9 protein-coding genes and 5 pseudogenes are annotated in these 17,684 nt (G+C 55.3%); 7 read left to right on the top strand and 7 right to left on the bottom strand.

What is annotated here, in order from left to right; all coding sequences use genetic code 11:
* Nucleotides 1-192: 192 nt before the first annotated feature.
* Nucleotides 193-936: a GntR family transcriptional regulator gene (locus AU509_RS06065; RefSeq protein ID WP_094117910.1), complete on the top strand. Its 744-nt coding sequence runs from the start codon at nucleotides 193-195 to the stop codon at nucleotides 934-936.
* Between the two features lie 82 nt (nucleotides 937-1,018).
* Here AU509_RS06065 and AU509_RS06060 read toward each other — a convergent pair.
* From AU509_RS06060 to AU509_RS06050, 3 genes and pseudogenes are all read right to left on the bottom strand, one after another.
* A pseudogene (locus AU509_RS06060) lies at nucleotides 1,019-2,031 on the bottom strand (ADP-ribosylglycohydrolase family protein).
* 114 nt (nucleotides 2,032-2,145) lie between these two features.
* Entirely contained in the window at nucleotides 2,146-3,423 is a 1,278-nt protein-coding gene (locus tag AU509_RS06055; protein ID WP_094117909.1) for a nucleoside permease, read from the bottom strand.
* A gap of 343 nt (nucleotides 3,424-3,766) precedes the next feature.
* A pseudogene (locus AU509_RS06050) lies at nucleotides 3,767-4,326 on the bottom strand (DNA-3-methyladenine glycosylase I).
* A gap of 500 nt (nucleotides 4,327-4,826) precedes the next feature.
* On the opposite strand from AU509_RS06050, the gene AU509_RS06045 reads away from it, so the two are divergent.
* The 4 genes from AU509_RS06045 to AU509_RS06030 all read left to right on the top strand — a co-directional run bounded on the left by AU509_RS06045 (nucleotide 4,827) and on the right by AU509_RS06030 (nucleotide 9,829).
* Complete coding sequence (locus AU509_RS06045; RefSeq protein WP_085650702.1) at nucleotides 4,827-5,633, top strand: sulfite exporter TauE/SafE family protein; 807 nt, start codon at nucleotides 4,827-4,829, stop codon at nucleotides 5,631-5,633.
* Nucleotides 5,634-5,898: 265 nt separating this feature from the next.
* On the top strand, nucleotides 5,899-6,813 hold the full coding sequence (gene glyQ / locus AU509_RS06040; RefSeq protein ID WP_094117908.1) for a glycine--tRNA ligase subunit alpha: 915 nt from the start codon (nucleotides 5,899-5,901) through the stop codon (nucleotides 6,811-6,813).
* Between the two features lie 6 nt (nucleotides 6,814-6,819).
* Complete coding sequence (gene glyS, locus AU509_RS06035; protein ID WP_094117907.1) at nucleotides 6,820-8,889, top strand: glycine--tRNA ligase subunit beta; 2,070 nt, start codon at nucleotides 6,820-6,822, stop codon at nucleotides 8,887-8,889.
* A 229-nt stretch (nucleotides 8,890-9,118) separates the two neighbouring features.
* A complete protein-coding gene (locus AU509_RS06030) occupies nucleotides 9,119-9,829 on the top strand; it encodes a DUF3053 domain-containing protein (protein ID WP_094117906.1) in 711 nt (236 codons plus the stop codon).
* Between the two features lie 78 nt (nucleotides 9,830-9,907).
* Here the strand turns inward: AU509_RS06030 and AU509_RS18870 are convergent.
* The 3 genes and pseudogenes from AU509_RS18870 to fdhD form a co-directional block, all read right to left on the bottom strand.
* Nucleotides 9,908-11,799 (bottom strand): annotated as a pseudogene (locus tag AU509_RS18870) (methyl-accepting chemotaxis protein).
* 280 nt (nucleotides 11,800-12,079) lie between these two features.
* A complete protein-coding gene (sodA, locus tag AU509_RS06020) occupies nucleotides 12,080-12,706 on the bottom strand; it encodes a superoxide dismutase [Mn] (RefSeq protein WP_085650707.1) in 627 nt (208 codons plus the stop codon).
* 211 nt (nucleotides 12,707-12,917) lie between these two features.
* Nucleotides 12,918-13,744 (bottom strand): annotated as a pseudogene (fdhD, locus tag AU509_RS06015) (formate dehydrogenase accessory sulfurtransferase FdhD).
* Between the two features lie 338 nt (nucleotides 13,745-14,082).
* Here fdhD and exaC point away from each other — a divergent pair.
* Nucleotides 14,083-15,626, top strand: a pseudogene (gene exaC / locus AU509_RS06010) (acetaldehyde dehydrogenase ExaC).
* A 147-nt stretch (nucleotides 15,627-15,773) separates the two neighbouring features.
* Nucleotides 15,774-16,766, top strand: coding sequence for an acyltransferase (locus AU509_RS06005; protein WP_094117905.1), 993 nt, complete (start codon nucleotides 15,774-15,776; stop codon nucleotides 16,764-16,766).
* On the opposite strand, the gene AU509_RS06000 is transcribed toward AU509_RS06005, so the two are convergent.
* Nucleotides 16,763-17,677 carry a GlxA family transcriptional regulator gene (locus AU509_RS06000; RefSeq protein WP_094117904.1) on the bottom strand — a complete coding sequence of 305 codons (915 nt, stop codon included), beginning with the start codon at nucleotides 17,675-17,677 and terminating at the stop codon, nucleotides 16,763-16,765. The two genes, AU509_RS06005 and AU509_RS06000, sit on opposite strands and share 4 nt — an antisense overlap.
* Nucleotides 17,678-17,684: the final 7 nt, after the last annotated feature.

Below are 17,684 nucleotides of genomic sequence, written 5' to 3'. Positions count from 1 at the left end.
AATACTGCGCGAGTCATGGTTTTACAATAGATTGACCTTTTGCCCGTTTTTTGGACGTTACGTTTGTTAGGAGGTGGGAGAGAAGTAAGGAATATACAGCTGGCTGGATAGCCATGCTTTTGAGTTACAAGGGACTATTTAACAAGGAAAGCGTCGATGACGCTTTAGCCACCATGGATACAGGAGGAAGAAATGGACACATATTCAGCCCTGGTAGAGCGGTTGCAGCACCGTTTACAGCAGAGGGACCATACGCCCCTCTACGTCAAATTCAGCGATGCGTTGCAACAGGCTGTACAAAATGGCGATCTCCGCGAGGGAGACTTTCTACCCAGCGAACGAGAGTTTTGCCGTCTGCTGGGTATTTCCCGCATCACCGTACGCAACGCATTAAAATTATTGGAATCCCGTAATGTGGTTGTGCGTACGCGAGGATACGGTACCTACATCAACTTCCAGATGGAATATCAAATCGGCAGTGCCGCCAGCTTTAGCTGTCAAGTGACGGGAAAAGGCAAAAATCCCGGCACGATGTGGCTGGAGAAGAAGGTGGTGCCGTGTCGCGAAGAGGTGGCCGAACAGCTGGCGCTACCGCCGGATACGTCGGTTTATTGCTTGCTTCGCCATCGTTTTATCGAAGATGAACCCGTTTCAATCGTGACATCCTATGTCCCTGCCACGCTGATAGGCGATCCGGACGAGATTGGGGTGTCACTCTATGCCTATTTCAAAGCTCAGAATATTTCGCCGCAACATACACGTAACTGGGTGACGGCCAAAGCCTCTGATGAACACTTCATGTCTGTGATGAATATCAAGGCATCGGTGCCGATGCTGGTGCTCAAACAGCAGGTATGTGATGAGGAGGGGGTTCCTATCGAGTTTAGTATCAACCACTGTCGCGCCGACCGATACGTCTTCGTGTCGGAACGGTAAGTACGAACCTGACGATCTGAGTTATCGTCTCTAAGCGTCGATAGCGGGATCGGTGAGATGCCGTCCCGCTATCGAATGAGCGTTAAACGTCCTTTCTCTTTTCCCGCTGCAGTCGCAGCGCCAGTAATTGGCGAGCGTAGTGGCCAATATCGCAGCGATTGACGTCATCAAGCTGCTGACGCCATAGAGGATCAATCGCCTCCACCCCATGCAGCGCTCCGCAAATCGCGGTCGCCATTGCTCCTATCGTATCGGTATCGCCTCCCAGATTGGCACATAGCACGGCACAGCGATTGGGCTGCGTTCCCGCCAGTTCCACCATGCGATGGCCGATGGGACGGAGTCCAGAATATCGCTGGTCGTTCCCAACAGCTGGTAAATGCGATCCATTGTACTTTCCGTACCGCCGGAGTGGCTGGCGATATCCAGCGCCAGTTCAATACGTGCTGACATGGACGCGTGATAGGTCGTCACTTGCCGTTCCTGGGCCGCTCTGGCGACGGCCGGGAGCTGGTCGCGCAGCCTTTCCCAACTGACGCCATCCACGGCCTGAGAGACCGCCCAGCCAATGACGGTGGCACCCGCGATAGCGACATCGGATTTATGCGTTGGGCTGGACGCGAGTTCGACGTCGGTAATGAAGCGATCGAGCGTGTGTACTGGCACCATGCATCCTAACGGGGAGATTCGCATGGCTGAGCCATTGGTGACGCCGTTGTTTTCCAGATCGCGGATAGCGGTCCCGTTTTTCAGCGCCGCCAATGCGATTTTGGAACTGGGGCCAAGCATGACTTTGCCATAGGCATCTACCCGGTCAGCCCAGGCCAGAATGTGAGCGGCGATGGTATCGGGCACCACGTCGCCCTGACATTCAATCAACGCATCCGCTAACGCCAGTGCCATGGCGGTGTCGTCGGTGTATTCACCGGCTTTAAAGTAGCGCGCGACGATATTGTCCTGCGGGCCGTCCAAAAAACGATCTATCCAGCCAAAGTGCGCCTTTACGCGCGTACGGGGCCAAAGTTCGGCAGGCATACCCATAGCATCGCCCAGCATCTGGCCGTAGAGCGCCCCTGCAATGCGATTCTCTTTTATTTGCGACATGATCATTCCTTTTGCTTCTCCCTGATCAAAACAGGATAGCGCCCTTTCGCAATGCGAAAAGACGCTATCTTCTGTGAATTCTCTCGATGTTAGCGTATGGCAAGGTTATGTCATGGTATTACCACATCCATTTTTACTTTGTTTGATCTCTATCGGTTTAACGCCTTGCGCCGGCTCTCTGAACAGGATGAGAAAGGCGATGAAAATGACGGCAATCATGACGCTTCCGAATCCCCAGATTCCAGCCCAGTGGAACGTCAGGCCCTGAACCGGTTCGGGGTAAGAAAACCATTTTTCCATCAGCTGTCCCCCAAGTCGGTAGCCGAGGAGACTGCCGATTCCCTGACATCCCAATGTAATCAGGCCTTGCGCCGCCGTGCGCATGTAGACCGGGGACTTTTTATCGACATAGATATAGGCGGTGACAAAGTAAAAGTCATAGCTGACGCCGTGAAGCAGGATGCCGATAAACAGCAGGGCGTAGGTGAACAGCTGTTCGGTGCCGCCGAAAATAAAAAGCAGGTAGCGAAGTAACGCGGTCGACAGACCAAGAATCAACACGTATTTGATGCCGAAACGCTTAATGAAGAAAGGCAGCGCCAGCATGAAAAAGATCTCTGAAAACTGTCCCAGCGTCATCCAGCCAGTGGCGTTCGACATACCGATTTCAGTGAGATAGCCGTTAGCGAAGATGTAATAAAACGATAGCGGCATACTGAACAAGAATGAGCAGATGAAGAAGACCAGAAAACTGCGATCTTTGAGCAATACGCGCGCATCCAAGCCTAACATCACGGAAAGGCTGAGTTTACCGTGTCCTTTCGGCGGGGTATGCGGCAGGCATAGGGCGAACACCCCGAGGAGGGCGGAGCTGGCGGCGGCAATCAGCAGCGGTGTTTGGGTTGCGGTGATATTACCGTAGCCCAGCAGCGAAGGGATAAATCCGCAGGCGATGCCCGCGGCAATCCACCCCAAGGTTCCCATTACGCGGATCTTCGGATAGTCACGCTCGACATCTGCAACGTTGGAAAACGCGATGCTGTTGGTTAATGCGATGGTCGGCATATAGGTCAGGCAGTAGGCCAGCAGCAGCGGGAAGAAGCTGTTGAAATGGGTTTGTTGCGCGGTGAAAAACATGAGGGCCGCCCCGACCAGCATCAGCAGCGCCAACACCTTTTGCGCCGGGAAAAAACGGTCGGTCAGCGATCCCACCACGATAGGCGAAATGATGGCTGCAATGGCGGTGCAGGAGTAGCACCAGGCAATTTGCGTGGGAGTAAATCCGTTATGATTGAGAAAAGGCCAGAGCGTGACGAACCAAGCTCCCCAGATGAACCATTCCATCATCATCATGAAGGCCAGTTTAGCCATGGTTTTATTCATACAATATTCCTTTATTGTCGTTAACGTAAAAAAACCAAACACAAGCTAGCACTATCGCAGTCCTAGTCTGTGTATCTTTCCGTTGTCGCGCTCATCGATGACGGTGATATCGCCGCAGGAAATGAGCAATATCACGCATCGTGACGGACAGCGGATAACATGCCGCGGCCAGCGCGATAAACAAATCGGTAGAATGCGAGGCAATCCTTTCCTACGCTCTTACTCTCTACATTATCACGACAGTATGACAGCAAAAGAGAGCGATTTCGCTGTTGCTGGACAGGCTCTCCCATCGTGTCGGGTGTTACCGCGGCTGCCTTGAACGTTGCCTGCGCTGTAGGTATTAACGCTTGTTCGGGTGGCAAATACAGTCAGTCGTGTGGTCGTTGACCAGCCCGACCGCCTGCATGAAGGCGTAACAAATCGTTGGGCCGATGAATTTAAAACCGCGCTTTTTCAGCGCTTTCGACAGGCTTTCCGAAGTGGCCGTCTGAGCCGGCACCTCGGCCAGCGTTACATAGGCGTGCGTGACGGGGCGGTGGTCGACAAATGACCAGATGAAGTCAGAAAAATTTTCGCCCTGGCTTCCATATTTAAACGCGCCCGGGCATTGGCGATGATCGCCTCGATTTTGAGACGGTTGCGAATAATGCCGCGATCTTGCATCAGTTGGGCAATATCGTCTTCGGTCATGACCGAAATCTTGATTGGGTCGAACTGGTGAAAACAGTGCCGATAGTGTTCGCGCTTCTTCAACACGGTGATCCAGGATAGACCAGCCTGTTGGCCTTCCAGACAGAGCATCTCAAATAGCTTGTCGCTGTCAGTGCAGGGGTTACCCCATTCGTCATCGTGATAGGCCAAATATATTGGATCTGCCGTCACCCAACCGCAACGATTCATGGAAAGCTCCTCTGTTAATTTCCGCTCATTTTCGCCACAAGTTCATTTACCCCTGACTCTCATGATGGACTTCTGGCGTATTGCGCGGTGTGCGTAGTGAACTGCCGTATCATCACACGCTAAATACTGGATGGGCAACCATGCTTTTGTGGGGTTAGATCGCAAAATGTACAGAGAAACCGCGTTAAAGTTTATCCACGACGGACATCTGAACGAATTTTTGATGGCGGAATTTGATATTTAAGCGTAAATGAATAATGCGCATGCAAGGTATGCCGACAGGGCAGGCTGATTGTGTTAAAGGCCTCTGTGGGCTTTGGCGGCTGTTTACGTCAGGTTAAAACGTAATCGTGAACGCCTCCGTTCGCCGTTCGAAAGCGGCGGCGTAGCCAGCGGTAGCAAGAGGTCCTTTATTAGAACGGCAATCCGTCCAGGGCTACCGCATATCATTGAAAAACTAGAGTTATTAATTGGAAAACATTACATATCAGGGGTAGGGGATGGGGGTAGAGTGGGTTATTGCTTATCTTGCGCTTGGTGCCGTTGTTGGGTTTATGGCAGGGCTATTAGGTATTGGCGGCGGCGGCATTATGGTGCCGATACTGACCGCCATATTTGCCGCTCAAGGTGTTCAAACTGAGCATCTGGTCCATATGGCGTTGGGGACGTCGATGGCATCCATCGTGATTACTGCGGTTTCCAGTCTGCGTACGCATCATCAGCATCAGGCGGTGTTGTGGCCGGTCGTTTGGCGTATCACGCCGGGGATTCTGGTTGGAACATTCTGTGCCACCTGGCTGGCCGCGTTGTTGCCGACTCAGGCGCTGGCGATCTTCTTCGCGTGCTTTATGGCTTATATTGCGTTTCAGATGGTGATGAGCATCAAGCCGAAACCCAATCGTCAACTGCCGGGGACGGCAGGAACTTCGCTGGCCGGACTCGGCATTGGCGGTATTTCAGCGTTGGTGGCGATTGGCGGCGGTTCGCTGACGGTGCCGTTTCTGACCTGGTGCAACGTGCGTATTCAGCAGGCGATTGGCACGTCGGCGGCGGTCGGATTGCCGATCGCGTTGGCGGGAGCGTTGGGTTATATGGTCAATGGTTGGGGCGTCCCCGGATTGCCGCAGTACAGCCTGGGCTATGTGTCGCTGCCCGCAGTGCTGCTGATTTCGCTGGTGAGTTTTTTCACCGCGCCGGTCGGCGCGCGATTGGCGCATCGTCTGCCCGTCTCCACGCTAAGGAAGATCTTCGCAGCGCTGCTGCTGCTGCTGAGCCTGAAAATGCTGCAAACGGTGTTTTGGGGTTAACCCTCCGTTTCCCAGCCCATTTCGCTCTGATTGATGAGGGCAAAGGACGGCGGCGGATGCCGTAAGTCCTTCCCGCAGCCGCGATCGAATGTCATGGGTTTCAGCCCGGATAGCTGTCGCATTCGGGCTGGGAAACCGCGTCCCGCACAGCGTGGTAAATTCGTCCGGATACGAACTTGTTGCCGCATTCCGGCTGTATATCTTGCACTCAGAGGGTATACTGGCGCATTCATTGTAAATCCACTTGTATCGCGTGCGAATCCAAATGCAAAAGTTTGATACCAAGACCTTCCAGGGCCTCATCCTGACGTTACAGGATTATTGGGCGCGCCAAGGCTGTACCATTGTTCAACCGTTGGACATGGAAGTTGGCGCGGGAACCTCTCACCCCATGACCTGCCTGCGGGCGCTTGGCCCAGAGCCGATCGCTGCCGCCTATGTCCAGCCGTCACGTCGTCCTACCGATGGGCGCTACGGCGAAAACCCCAACCGTCTCCAGCACTATTATCAGTTCCAGGTGATCATCAAACCTTCGCCGGAAAACATTCAGGAGCTGTATCTCGGCTCGCTCAAGGCGCTGGGTCTGGATCCGACGATCCACGACATTCGCTTTGTCGAAGATAACTGGGAAAACCCGACGCTGGGCGCCTGGGGTCTGGGCTGGGAAGTGTGGCTGAACGGCATGGAAGTGACGCAGTTCACTTACTTCCAGCAGGTGGGCGGTATGGAATGCAAACCGGTCACGGGTGAGATTACCTACGGTCTGGAGCGTCTGGCGATGTATATCCAGGGCGTGGACAGCGTCTACGATCTGGTATGGAGCGACGGGCAGCTAGGCAAAACGACCTACGGCGACGTGTTCCATCAGAATGAAGTGGAGCAATCAACTTACAACTTCGAACACGCCGACGTCGACTTCCTCTTTACCTGCTTCGCGCAGTATGAAAAAGAGGCTCAGGAACTGCTGGCGCTGGAAAACCCGCTGCCGTTGCCTGCCTACGAACGTATTCTGAAAGCCGCCCACAGCTTCAACCTGTTGGACGCGCGCAAGGCGATTTCCGTTACCGAGCGTCAGCGTTACATCCTGCGCATTCGCACGCTGACCAAAGCGGTAGCCGAAGCCTACTACGCCTCCCGCGAGGCGCTGGGCTTCCCGATGTGTAATAGAAAAGAGAGCTAACAGGCCATGACTGATAAAACTTTTTTGGTGGAAATCGGCACGGAAGAGCTGCCGCCGAAGGCTCTCCGTCAGCTAGCGCAATCTTTTGCCGCCAATTTCAGCGCTGAACTGGATGCGGCAGGCCTGACCTATCAGGCCGTGAACTGGTTCGCGGCGCCGCGTCGTCTGGCGCTCAAAGTGACGGCGCTGAGCGCGTCTCAGCCGGATCGTGAAGTAGAAAAACGGGGCCCGGCCATTTCTCAGGCGTTTGACGCCAGCGGTCAGCCGACCAAGGCGGCTCAGGGTTGGGCGCGCGGTTGCGGTATTACCGTCGATCAGGCTGAGCGTCTGACCACCGACAAGGGCGAATGGTTGCTGTTCCGTGCGCAGGTCAAAGGCCAGTCGGCGCAAACGCTGCTGCCGGGCATGGTGAGCGTAGCACTCAGCAAACTGCCGATCCCGAAGCTGATGCGTTGGGGCGACTCAGATGTGCAGTTCGTTCGCCCGGTTCACACGGTGACCATGCTGCTGGGCGACACGTTGATCCCAGGCACGGTGCTGGGCATCGACTCCGCTCGCACGCTGCGCGGCCATCGCTTCATGGGCGAAGCCGAATTCACCATCGACAATGCCGATCAATATCCTGAAATTCTGCTCGAACGCGGCAAAGTGGTCGCAGACTACGAAGCGCGTAAAGCGATGATCAAACGCGATGCTGAACAGGCTGCGCAGAAGATTGGCGGAAAAGCCGACCTGAGCGAAAGCCTGCTGGAAGAAGTGGCGTCCCTAGTTGAATGGCCGGTGGTGCTGACTGCGACGTTTGAAGAAAAATTCCTGGCCGTGCCTGCGGAAGCGCTGGTGTATACCATGAAGGGCGATCAGAAATATTTCCCGGTTTACGACGACGTAGGCAAGCTGTTGCCGCACTTTATTTTCGTCGCCAATATCGAATCGAAAGATCCGCAGCAGATTATTGCGGGTAACGAAAAAGTGGTGCGTCCGCGTCTGGCGGATGCCGAATTCTTCTTCAATACCGACCGTAAAAAACGTCTTGAAGATCATCTGCCGCGTCTGGAAACCGTTTTGTTCCAGCAGCAGCTGGGTTCTCTGCGCGATAAAACCGACCGCATTCAGGCACTGGCCGGTTGGGTTGCCGCGCAGATTGGCGCAGACGTCAATCATGCTACGCGTGCGGGCCTGCTGTCCAAATGCGACCTGATGACCAACATGGTATTCGAATTCACCGATACGCAGGGCGTCATGGGTATGCACTATGCGCGTCATGACGGTGAAGATGAAGATGTCGCGGTCGCGTTGAACGAACAGTATCAGCCACGTTTTGCGGGCGACGATCTGCCTTCATCGCCGGTCGCCTGTGCGCTGGCCATCGCCGACAAAATGGATACGCTGGCCGGGATTTTCGGTATCGGCCAACATCCCAAGGGCGATAAAGACCCCTTTGCGCTGCGCCGCGCCGCGCTGGGTGCTCTGCGCATCATCGTGGAAAAACAGCTGCCGTTGGATCTGCAAACGCTGACGGAAGAAGCCGTACGTCTGTATGGCGACAAGCTGACGAACGCCAATGTGGTCGACGATGTGATCGAATTCATGTTGGGCCGCTTCCGCGCCTGGTATCAGGAAGAAGGCCATACCGTGGATACCATTCAAGCGGTGCTGGCGCGTCGTCCGACCCGTCCGGCCGACTTTGATGCCCGCGTGAAGGCCGTCAGTCACTTCCGTACGCTGGAACAGGCGGTTGCGTTGGCGGCTGCCAACAAACGCGTATCCAACATTCTGGCGAAGTCGACCGAAAGTCTGAACGGCAGCGTGCAGGCCTCGCTGCTGAAGGAGAAAGAAGAAATTCAGCTGGCGACTTATGTCACCGCGTTGAACAGCAAGCTGGACCCGTGGTTCGCCGAAGGGCGTTATCAGGAAGCGCTGGTTGAGCTGGCGCAGCTGCGTGAGCCGGTGGATAACTTCTTCGACAAAGTGATGGTGAACGCGGAAGAGCAGGAAGTGCGGATCAACCGTCTGACGCTGCTCAATGAACTGCGTAATCTGTTCCTGAAAGTGGCTGATATTTCGGTGTTGCAGTAAAGATTCACGCTCGCTGAATTACGACAGGGCCTTAACGGCCCTGTTTTTTTAGGTGGGTGCTGTGTGGGTGGTGACATGGCTGCGTTGCGGTTTCTCACCGCAGCCTCTACGGGGAGAACAGCGAGATTATGCGCGCTGTTTTTCATCTTGCGGGAAAGCCGTTCGGCTATGCTTATCGGGGTAACCTTCTATACGCACGACGGCGAAACAAAAAACAGGAGTAGTAGACATGTTGGCGGATATCCGTTCGCGCTGGCTGATGCCGGTGATTATGGTTTTGATGACGCTGCAACTGGCGGCCTGTGGTGATAAAGACAAAGAGCAGCGCCAGGCGTTTAACGCATTTTTGCAGGGAGTGGAACAGGAGCCGGGGCGTCAGCTACCGGGTTTGACGGATCAGCAAAAGCAGAGTTTCGGTCGTTATGCGCAGGATTACGCGATTCTGACGGGCTTTAGTCAGCAGCTGGATCAGGCGCTGGCGGGCAGTTTGACGCCGATGCTGGAGCAGGTCGCGCGTATTCGCGTACCGCAGGATTATCTGACCGAGCGGGAAAATCTGCGTCAAAGCACCGGCGCTCTGAATTTACTTAGTCAGCAGACTCAAACTGCGAAAGTGCAGGCGGACAACGCCCGACACGCGCTGAAACAGCCGGAAGATGTTCAGGCGGTTTATAACCGGGTCTATGAGCGAGTGGTGACGAAACCCGCGACGGCCGTCGCGGCGGTGGTGCCGGTCAGTCTCTCCTTTGCGCAGACGCTGGTGCAAGTCGGTGACTATCTGCAGACGCAAGGCGCTCAGGTGACGTTCAACGGCAATGGCGTGCAGTTCCAGACGCAGGCGCAGGTCGATCAGTACAACGGTATGATGACGCAGCTTTCTTCGCAGCAGCAGAATCTGGCGACGATCCTGAAGGCGCAGCCGCTGATTGCCGTGCGTTAAAGGGGAATGACGGGCTGAGAGGCGTCTCTCAGCCCGTCAAAGAGACATGCGCTTCCGGCGTAGCCGGAGAGCGTGATGTTACGGGTTGTAAGTCAGCTGTTGTGCGTGAGCGCCGGTAAGCGCCTGCTGCCCGTTGTTCTCCCGCTCCGGTGAACTGGACAGGCGGAAGACGGCAATCGCGTTGGACAGCACAATGGCCTGTTCTTCCAGCGAGCTGGCGGCGGCGGTGGACTCCTGGACTAACGCGGCGTTCTGTTGCGTGGTGCTGTCCATGTCCACGATGGCTTCATTAACCTGTGCAATCCCACGGCTTTGCTCATCCGAAGCCACTGTGATTTCTCCCATGATGTCATGGACGTGCGTTACCGATGTCACGATATCGTGCATCGTTGTCCCTGCATCGTTCACCAGTCTCGCCCCGTGGCCGACCTGATTCACGGAGGTGGAGATCAGCCCTTCAATCTCTTTCGCCGCCTGAGAGCTGCGCTGCGCCAAATTACGAACTTCACCCGCCACCACGGCGAATCCTCGACCCTGTTCACCGGCGCGAGCGGCTTCGACCGCGGCGTTGAGCGCCAGAATGTTGGTCTGGAAAGCAATGCCGTTGATGACGGAGGTGATTTCCGCAATGCGTTTTGAGCTGCCTTCGATTTCAGACATGGTTTTGACCACCTCTTCCACCAGTTTTCCGCCAGACTGTGCGGTCTGGGTGGCATCCAGCACCAGTTTATTGGCGTGATGGGCGTTGCTGGCGTTCTGTTTCACGGTCGAAGTCAGCTGTTCCATGCTGGCGGCGGTTTCTTCCACAGCGGCGGCTTGAGACTCTGTGCGGGAAGACAGATCGTCATTGCCTGCCACGATTTCGCGGGCGGCGGTGTTGATCTGGCTGACGCCCAAACGGATATCGTCAATGATGTTGTGCAGATTGGCTTTCATTTTCGCCATGGAGTTCAACAGCATCCCCAGCTCGTCGCGTCGGGTAGTAACAATCGGCATGGTCAGGTCGCCGGCCGCGATGTTTTCCGCGATATCGACAGTCTGGTTCAGAGGCTGAGTGATTTGACGAGAGATATACAGGCGATGCCGATGCCGAGCAGCAATGTGACCAGCGCCGTCAGAGACAGCCACAGCGTGGCTTCGTTGATATCTTTCTGGGTCGCGTGAGTCTCGTTTTCGACCATGCCGGTAACCTGTGAAATCAGGTTATTGGCCTGTACGCCGAGCAAATCGACCTGTTTCAGCTCTTCCTGATAAGCCGGAAGGTAGGCCAGGACCTGAGCTTTATAGCTCGACAGCGATGTGACGATTGGCGTGAGCTGTGATTGACGTTCCGCGGGCAGCGACTTGAGCAGCTGGTTTAGCGTTTGTTCGGTGTCTTCCACTGCGGCGATGAGGGGTTTTTCTGCTTCCTGATTCAGGGCTAGCAGCAGGCCGCGAGCTTGGTAGCGAATATTGGTGAGTTTTAGATCGAGATTGGCTAATTGAAGTTGTAGCGGAAAATTACCTTCACTTCTAGTCTGTTGCTCAAATGCATTTAATGCGGTTTGCGTGTCAGAAATATTCCAGCTTTGTCTTACCTGGTCCTTTTTATTTACAGCATCAACATAATCTTTTTGTTTTTTCTGATATTCAACGATGGCCTCAGATATTTTTTCCAGACGGTCTTCGTAATCTAAATACCAGGACTTATTTTTTGCTTCGCTGACTAAATTGACAATATTGTTAATATGTTTGCTATTGTTTTTAATGGCATCGGGGTTGTACCCCGCGCTGTACAGAACACGATAATAGCGGGCTTGGTTGACTTCATCATTGATTTGGGCGCTAAAAGTCGCTTTATCGAAGCGATCTTTCAGCGTTCCGATGTACATCATTCCCACAGCCGCTATAAGCAGGGTCAGCGCTAAAATCAGAGAGAAGCCTAATCCTAACTTCCTACCTACCTTGATATTTTCAAATTTAATCGCCATTTTACTCTTCCATTATTAATGAACTCTGTCATTAAGGGAGATCCCTAATGTGTTGATTTGCTATTTGTTTTAGCCAGAAGAATATCTCCCCCGACCTGTGCAGGATGGCGGAAAATAATCAAAGAGGGCTCAAGAAAATTATCGGCATGGTAAAGAAAAGCTTTACTATTTACTTCGGTATTATGAGATGAAATGCGGAAATAAAAACCCGGAATATTTAAGGTTATTCCGGGTTGGGGATGAGCCTGCGTTTAGTGGCGCAGATTCAAGATCTTACAGCTTATTTTTTGGCTTCGGCGAAGCGTTTTGCGGCTTCGTCCCAGTTGACGACACTCCAGAACGCTTTGATGTAGTCCGGGCGACGGTTCTGGAATTTCAAGTAGTAGGCATGTTCCCACACGTCCAGAGCGACGATCGGGTAGCCGGATGCGCCGGAGATCGCTTCGCCCATCAGCGGGCTATCCTGGTTAGCCGTAGAAACGACCGCCAGTTTGCCATCGTCTTTCAGCACCAGCCAAGCCCAGCCGGAACCGAAACGGGTTGCCGCTGCTTTCTCAAACGTTTCTTTGAAGGCGTCAACGCTGCCGAAATCGCGTTCGATGGCGGCTTTCAGATCGCCAGTCAGCGTTGTGTCCAGCTTCAGACCTTTCCAGAACAGGCTGTGGTTGGCGTGGCCGCCCACGTTGTTGCGCAGCGCGGTTTTCTTATCAGCTGGCACCTGATCCAGTTTGGTGATCAGCTCTTCCGGAGAAAGCTTCGCGAATTCAGGCAGAGACTCTAATGCAGCGTTGCTGTTGTTGACGTAAGTCTGGTGATGTTTGCTGTGATGGATTTCCATCGTTTGCTTGTCGAAATGCGGTTCCAGTGCGTCATAGGCATAGGGCAGGGATGGCAGTGTGTAACTCATATTTTGCATCTCCATAGTTGGCGTGCATTGGTATAGATGTCGCGGCACTTGGTTTGTTAGTCCCGCGTAAGCATGAGGTTCATTATAGTTAATTAAATGATATTGAAAATGGTTATTCTTGCCTTTCTGCCGCTGCGCGGCAATTTTAATCCTTTTTCTACAGTCACTTATAAGTGAGTGGTTGGGGCTAACAACCAATTGATCTAAGCGACTAGTCGCGCAACCGCTGGGGATGGGTGTAGATCGTCGCACGTCCCGGACGGCAAAAACCCACTAATGTCAGCTGGCTGCGTTGTGCGACGTCAACGGCCAGTGCGGTGGCGGCGGAGACGGCAAAGAGAATTTCTACTCCGCAAAGGGCGGATTTTTGCACCATCTCATAGCTGGCGCGGCTGGACACCAATGCGGCGCCCTGCTGCCAGGGCTGACGAGCGCGTAGGCCCAGCAGCTTATCCAGCGCGACGTGTCGGCCTACATCCTCGCACCCTCCTAACAGCAATCCTTCCGGCGAAATCCAGGCGGCGGCATGGGTACAGCCGGTGCGTTGGCCGACGACCTGAACATCGCTCAATTGTCCCAACGCGGACTCAAGCCGCGACAGTGAAAACGTCTGGGTAAACGGAAGCGGCGCTATCGGCTTGCCGATCTCCTCCAGCTGTTCGACGCCGCACACGCCGCAGCCGGTGCGGCCTTCCATTGCCCGGCGTCTGGCTTTTAGCCCGGCGAAGCGACGACTGGAAAGCTCAATCTGCACTTCAAGACCGTGACAGGTAGGGACGACGTCGATGCCGTAGATGTCATTAGGCGACTGGATAATGCCTTCCGACAGTGAAAAACCCAGCGCGAAGGCATCCAAATCTTTGGGGGAGGCCATCATACTACGTGGGATATGCCGTTGTAGACCAAGGCGACCGGCACTTCTTCCGCCAGCCAGTCGCGACGAGGTTCGGCCAATGCAGACTGATGCCAGATCGTGTGTTGACTGGCTCCGATCAAAGGCGCTTGCGTCTCTTCGCGCTGAGAATGGTTGTTTTTCACCCGTACTTCCTGCGGTCGTGATGTGAAGTCGTGGCATCAGTATTTCACCGCGCCCGGCGGGACGCGAATGTTATCTCTTCCGGGGGAGGGTGAATACGCGGGGCGGCTTCAGACGCACCGTTTCGCATTAGGTTCCATTCGTTGCCTAAAAATGAGCGCTGAATCGAATTCCCGTCTTTTTCAGACCGCCTGCGTCTATCACAACTGATTAACATCCTCTAGGATGAGTCCAACGATTTTCTGTTTAGGTAAGCACACCGTTCTGTATCAGGTGGCCGGGCGGCGGCACTGCGAATACCACGCCCAGTCCGCAGCATCAGCGTACAAAGGAGACAGAAATGACCTACGACACTTCCTCTAGCTCAAGCCGTATTTCTCCCGGAGCCTATGGCTTCGATGTCAGCCTGAAAAAACGTTACGAAAACTTTATCGGCGGCGCTGGGTGCCTCCCTCCAGCGGCGAATATTATGTCAACCTGACGCCCGTTACCGGGAAACCGCTGTGTGAAGTCGCCAGTTCGAACACCCACGACGTGGATTTGGCGCTGGATGCCGCGCACGAAGCCAAAGCGGGCTGGGCCGCGCTGTCGGCGGCCGAACGCGCGCAGATCCTCAACCGCATTGCCGATCGTATGGAACAGAATATCGATCTGCTGGCGAACGCCGAAACCTGGGACAACGGCAAACCGATCCGTGAAACCCGCAATGCCGACGTCCCGCTCGGGATCGATCACTTCCGCTACTTTGCTGCCTGTATCCGGGCGCAGGAAGGCGCGATCAGCGAGATCGATCACGACACCGTGGCCTACCATTTCCATGAACCGCTCGGCGTCGTCGGGCAGATTATCCCCTGGAACTTTCCGCTGCTGATGGCGTGCTGGAAAATGGCGCCCGCGCTGGCGGCGGGCAACTGTATCGTACTGAAGCCCGCGAAGCTGACTCCGCTCTCCGTCCTGCTGCTGATGGAAATGATTCAGGATCTGCTGCCGCCGGGCGTGATCAACGTGGTGAACGGCGCGGGCGGACAGATCGGCGAATATCTGGCGACGTCGCCGCGGATCGCCAAGGTCGCGTTTACCGGCTCGACCGAAGTGGGCCAGCAGATCATGGGCTACGCCGCGAAGAACGTCATTCCGGTGACGCTGGAACTGGGCGGGAAATCCCCCAACATCTTCTTCGCCGACGTCATGGACAAAGAAGACAGCTTCTTCGATAAAGTGCTGGAAGGGTTCTCCCTGTTTGCCTTCAATCAGGGCGAAGTCTGTACCTGCCCGAGCCGGGCGCTGGTGCAGGAGTCGATCTACGAGCGCTTTATGGAGCGCGCCATCAAGCGGGTGGAATCTATTCGCGTCGGCAATCCGCTGGACGCTAATACCATGATGGGGGCGCAGGTATCGTCTGGACAACTGGATACCATCCTCAACTACATCGATATCGGTAAGAAAGAGGGGGCGCAGGTGCTGACCGGCGGACATCGCAAGGCGCTGAACGGCGATCTGACGGAGGGCTACTATCTGGAGCCGACGGTTTTGCAGGGCAAAAACAACATGCGGGTCTTCCAGGAGGAGATCTTCGGGCCTGTACTGGCGGTGACGACGTTCAAAACGCTGGATGATGCGTTGGAAATCGCCAACGACTCGCCTTATGGTCTGGGGGCGGGCGTATGGAGTCGTAATGCGAACATTACCTACCGCATGGGGCGCGGCATTCAGGCCGGGCGCGTGTGGACTAACTGCTACCACGCCTATCCGGCGCATGCCGCGTTTGGCGGTTACAAACAGTCCGGCATCGGGCGGGAAAACCACAAGATGATGCTGGAACATTACCAGCAGACCAAATGCCTGCTGGTCAGCTACTCCGACAAACCGATGGGGCTGTTCTAGACATCGCAGAGTCAGGCGTTTAACGAACAGGGCTGCCTCGGCGGCCCTGATGCTGATATGCCAACATTTTGGTCAGCAATCGCATTGAGTTGCCGCGGGGCTCCCTATAATCTGTTTATTATTGAATAAAAATAGGGCGAGGCGCGGATGACCGACAGGATCGGCTGGGTGGATAACCTGCGGGCGATAGCGTGTTTGATGGTGGTGATGGTCCACAGCGCCGCAGGGTATGTCACCGACGACGGTGCGCCGGGTCATGTCTATTGGGACGTCGCTAATCTGCTGGATTCCGCCTCTCGCGTCTGTGTGCCGCTGTTTTTCATGATTTCGGGCTACCTGTTCTTCGGCGAGCGGCAGGCTCAGGGTAAACACTATCTACGCATCGGTTGCTGCCTCCTGTTCTACAGCCTGATGGCGCTGTGTTATATGGCGTGGCTCACCCCCATCAATCCGTGGCTGGCGCTGCGAGACAGCCTGCAAAAACCTGTGTTCTATCACCTGTGGTTTTTCTACGCCATCACCGTCATTTATCTGTTTTCTCCGTTGATTAAAGTGCGTCAGGCGTCAGCTTATACGCTGGCGGCGGCGATTGTATTATTGGCGGTGATCGCCAACCCTAATATGCCCGCCGTGATGGACGGTCAGCATCAGATGTTGCCGGTGAACCTGTATATGTTTGGCGACACCATCTATTACCTGCTGTACGCCATCACCGGCAGGATGATCGGAATGATGACGATCCCTCGCTGGGCGGCGCGCTCGGCGCTGGGTGTTTTCGCTCTAGGGGTGATGCTGGTGACGCTCGGGACTCGCCATGTGACGCTCGTCAACGGCGACTTTGATCAGACTTACTATCTTTACTGCGGGCCGCTGGTGTTCCTGGCTGCCTCCGCTCTGTTGGTCGGTGGAAAATACTACCTCAACGCGGCGCCTTTGCCGGGGCTGGCGCTAATAGCACGTCATTCTCTGGCGATTTACGGCGTTCACGCGCTGGTGATCCACTATTTGCGCACGCATCAACTGACGCTCGAAGGCTCTCCGGTGGCGGATATTTTTTACGTCTTTGCGATGGCGCTGGCCGTCGGCCTGCTGTTTTCACTGATGCTACAGCGTTTGGACCATCGTCGTCTGGTGAGCTAGGGCTGACGCGACTGAGCCCGGCGCAGCTGACGCGCCGAGGAGAAGCCGGCCAGCAACGCCGCTTTCTCCACGCCGATGCCCTGCCTGATCCGCTGTTCCGCCACGGTAAGCCGCAGCTGTTCGTGATACTCGCGCACGGTAATCCCGACATGCTCCCGAAACAGGCGCGTCAGGTGGCGACCGCTCACATGTACGCGGTCCGCCAGCTGGTCCAGCGGCCACGAGGATTCTGGCGCCGCGGCCAGCAAATCCTGCGCACGGTGGATCACCGGATGGAGGTGATTACGGTGCTGTAGCCAGGGCGATAGCTGGTCGTCGTTGCCTGCGCGGCGGAAGTACACCACCATCTCCCGGGCCACCTGCAAAGCGTGCAAGTTGCTCCGGAACCGGGCGACCAGATGCAGCGCCAGATCAATACCGGCGGTGATCCCCGCGCTGGTGTAGACGTTGCGGTCCTCCACGAAAATGCGATTTTCTCTGATTAACGCCGCCGGAGCCTGTTCGGAGAGACGGTCGAGGATATCGTGATGCGTGGTGCACTGGTAACCGTCCAGCAGCGTCGCCTGCGCGGCGAGCAGCGAGCCAGAGCAGATGCAGACCAGCGTCAGAGTTTGGTGCTCGAGTTCAGACCGCCGCTCGCGCAGCCAGTCACGGGCAATCTGGGCCAGCGGCGTGGCGAAATAATGTTCGGACGGGGTGACGCCGGGGACAATTAAAATGCTGTCCGGCAGCATCGGGGTCGGCAGCGGTTCCAACTGGTTAAGCGTCAGTCCAATAGAACAGCGCAGACTCTCCACCGGACTGATGTAATGCAGGTCAAAGTCGCCGGCCAGGCGTAACGCTTCTGCCGGTCCGGCGATGTCGAGCGACAGTACGCCGGGCAACATTAAAAAATAGACCTGACGTGCCATGCCGTGT

It is taken from the genome of Lonsdalea britannica (genome assembly GCF_002111595.1).
In the GTDB taxonomy this organism is placed as follows: Bacteria; Pseudomonadota; Gammaproteobacteria; order Enterobacterales; family Enterobacteriaceae; genus Lonsdalea; species Lonsdalea britannica.
This window is presented reverse-complemented; position numbering and strand designations above follow the sequence as displayed.

Coding starts and splice junctions, on each gene's coding strand:
- AU509_RS06065 (WP_094117910.1), top strand. CDS start 193: ATGGACACATATTCAGCCCTGGTAGAGCGGTTGCAGCACCGTTTACAG.
- AU509_RS06055 (WP_094117909.1), bottom strand. CDS start 3,423: ATGAATAAAACCATGGCTAAACTGGCCTTCATGATGATGATGGAATGG.
- AU509_RS06045 (WP_085650702.1), top strand. CDS start 4,827: ATGGGGGTAGAGTGGGTTATTGCTTATCTTGCGCTTGGTGCCGTTGTT.
- glyQ (WP_094117908.1), top strand. CDS start 5,899: ATGCAAAAGTTTGATACCAAGACCTTCCAGGGCCTCATCCTGACGTTA.
- glyS (WP_094117907.1), top strand. CDS start 6,820: ATGACTGATAAAACTTTTTTGGTGGAAATCGGCACGGAAGAGCTGCCG.
- AU509_RS06030 (WP_094117906.1), top strand. CDS start 9,119: ATGTTGGCGGATATCCGTTCGCGCTGGCTGATGCCGGTGATTATGGTT.
- sodA (WP_085650707.1), bottom strand. CDS start 12,706: ATGAGTTACACACTGCCATCCCTGCCCTATGCCTATGACGCACTGGAA.
- AU509_RS06005 (WP_094117905.1), top strand. CDS start 15,774: ATGACCGACAGGATCGGCTGGGTGGATAACCTGCGGGCGATAGCGTGT.
- AU509_RS06000 (WP_094117904.1), bottom strand. CDS start 17,677: ATGGCACGTCAGGTCTATTTTTTAATGTTGCCCGGCGTACTGTCGCTC.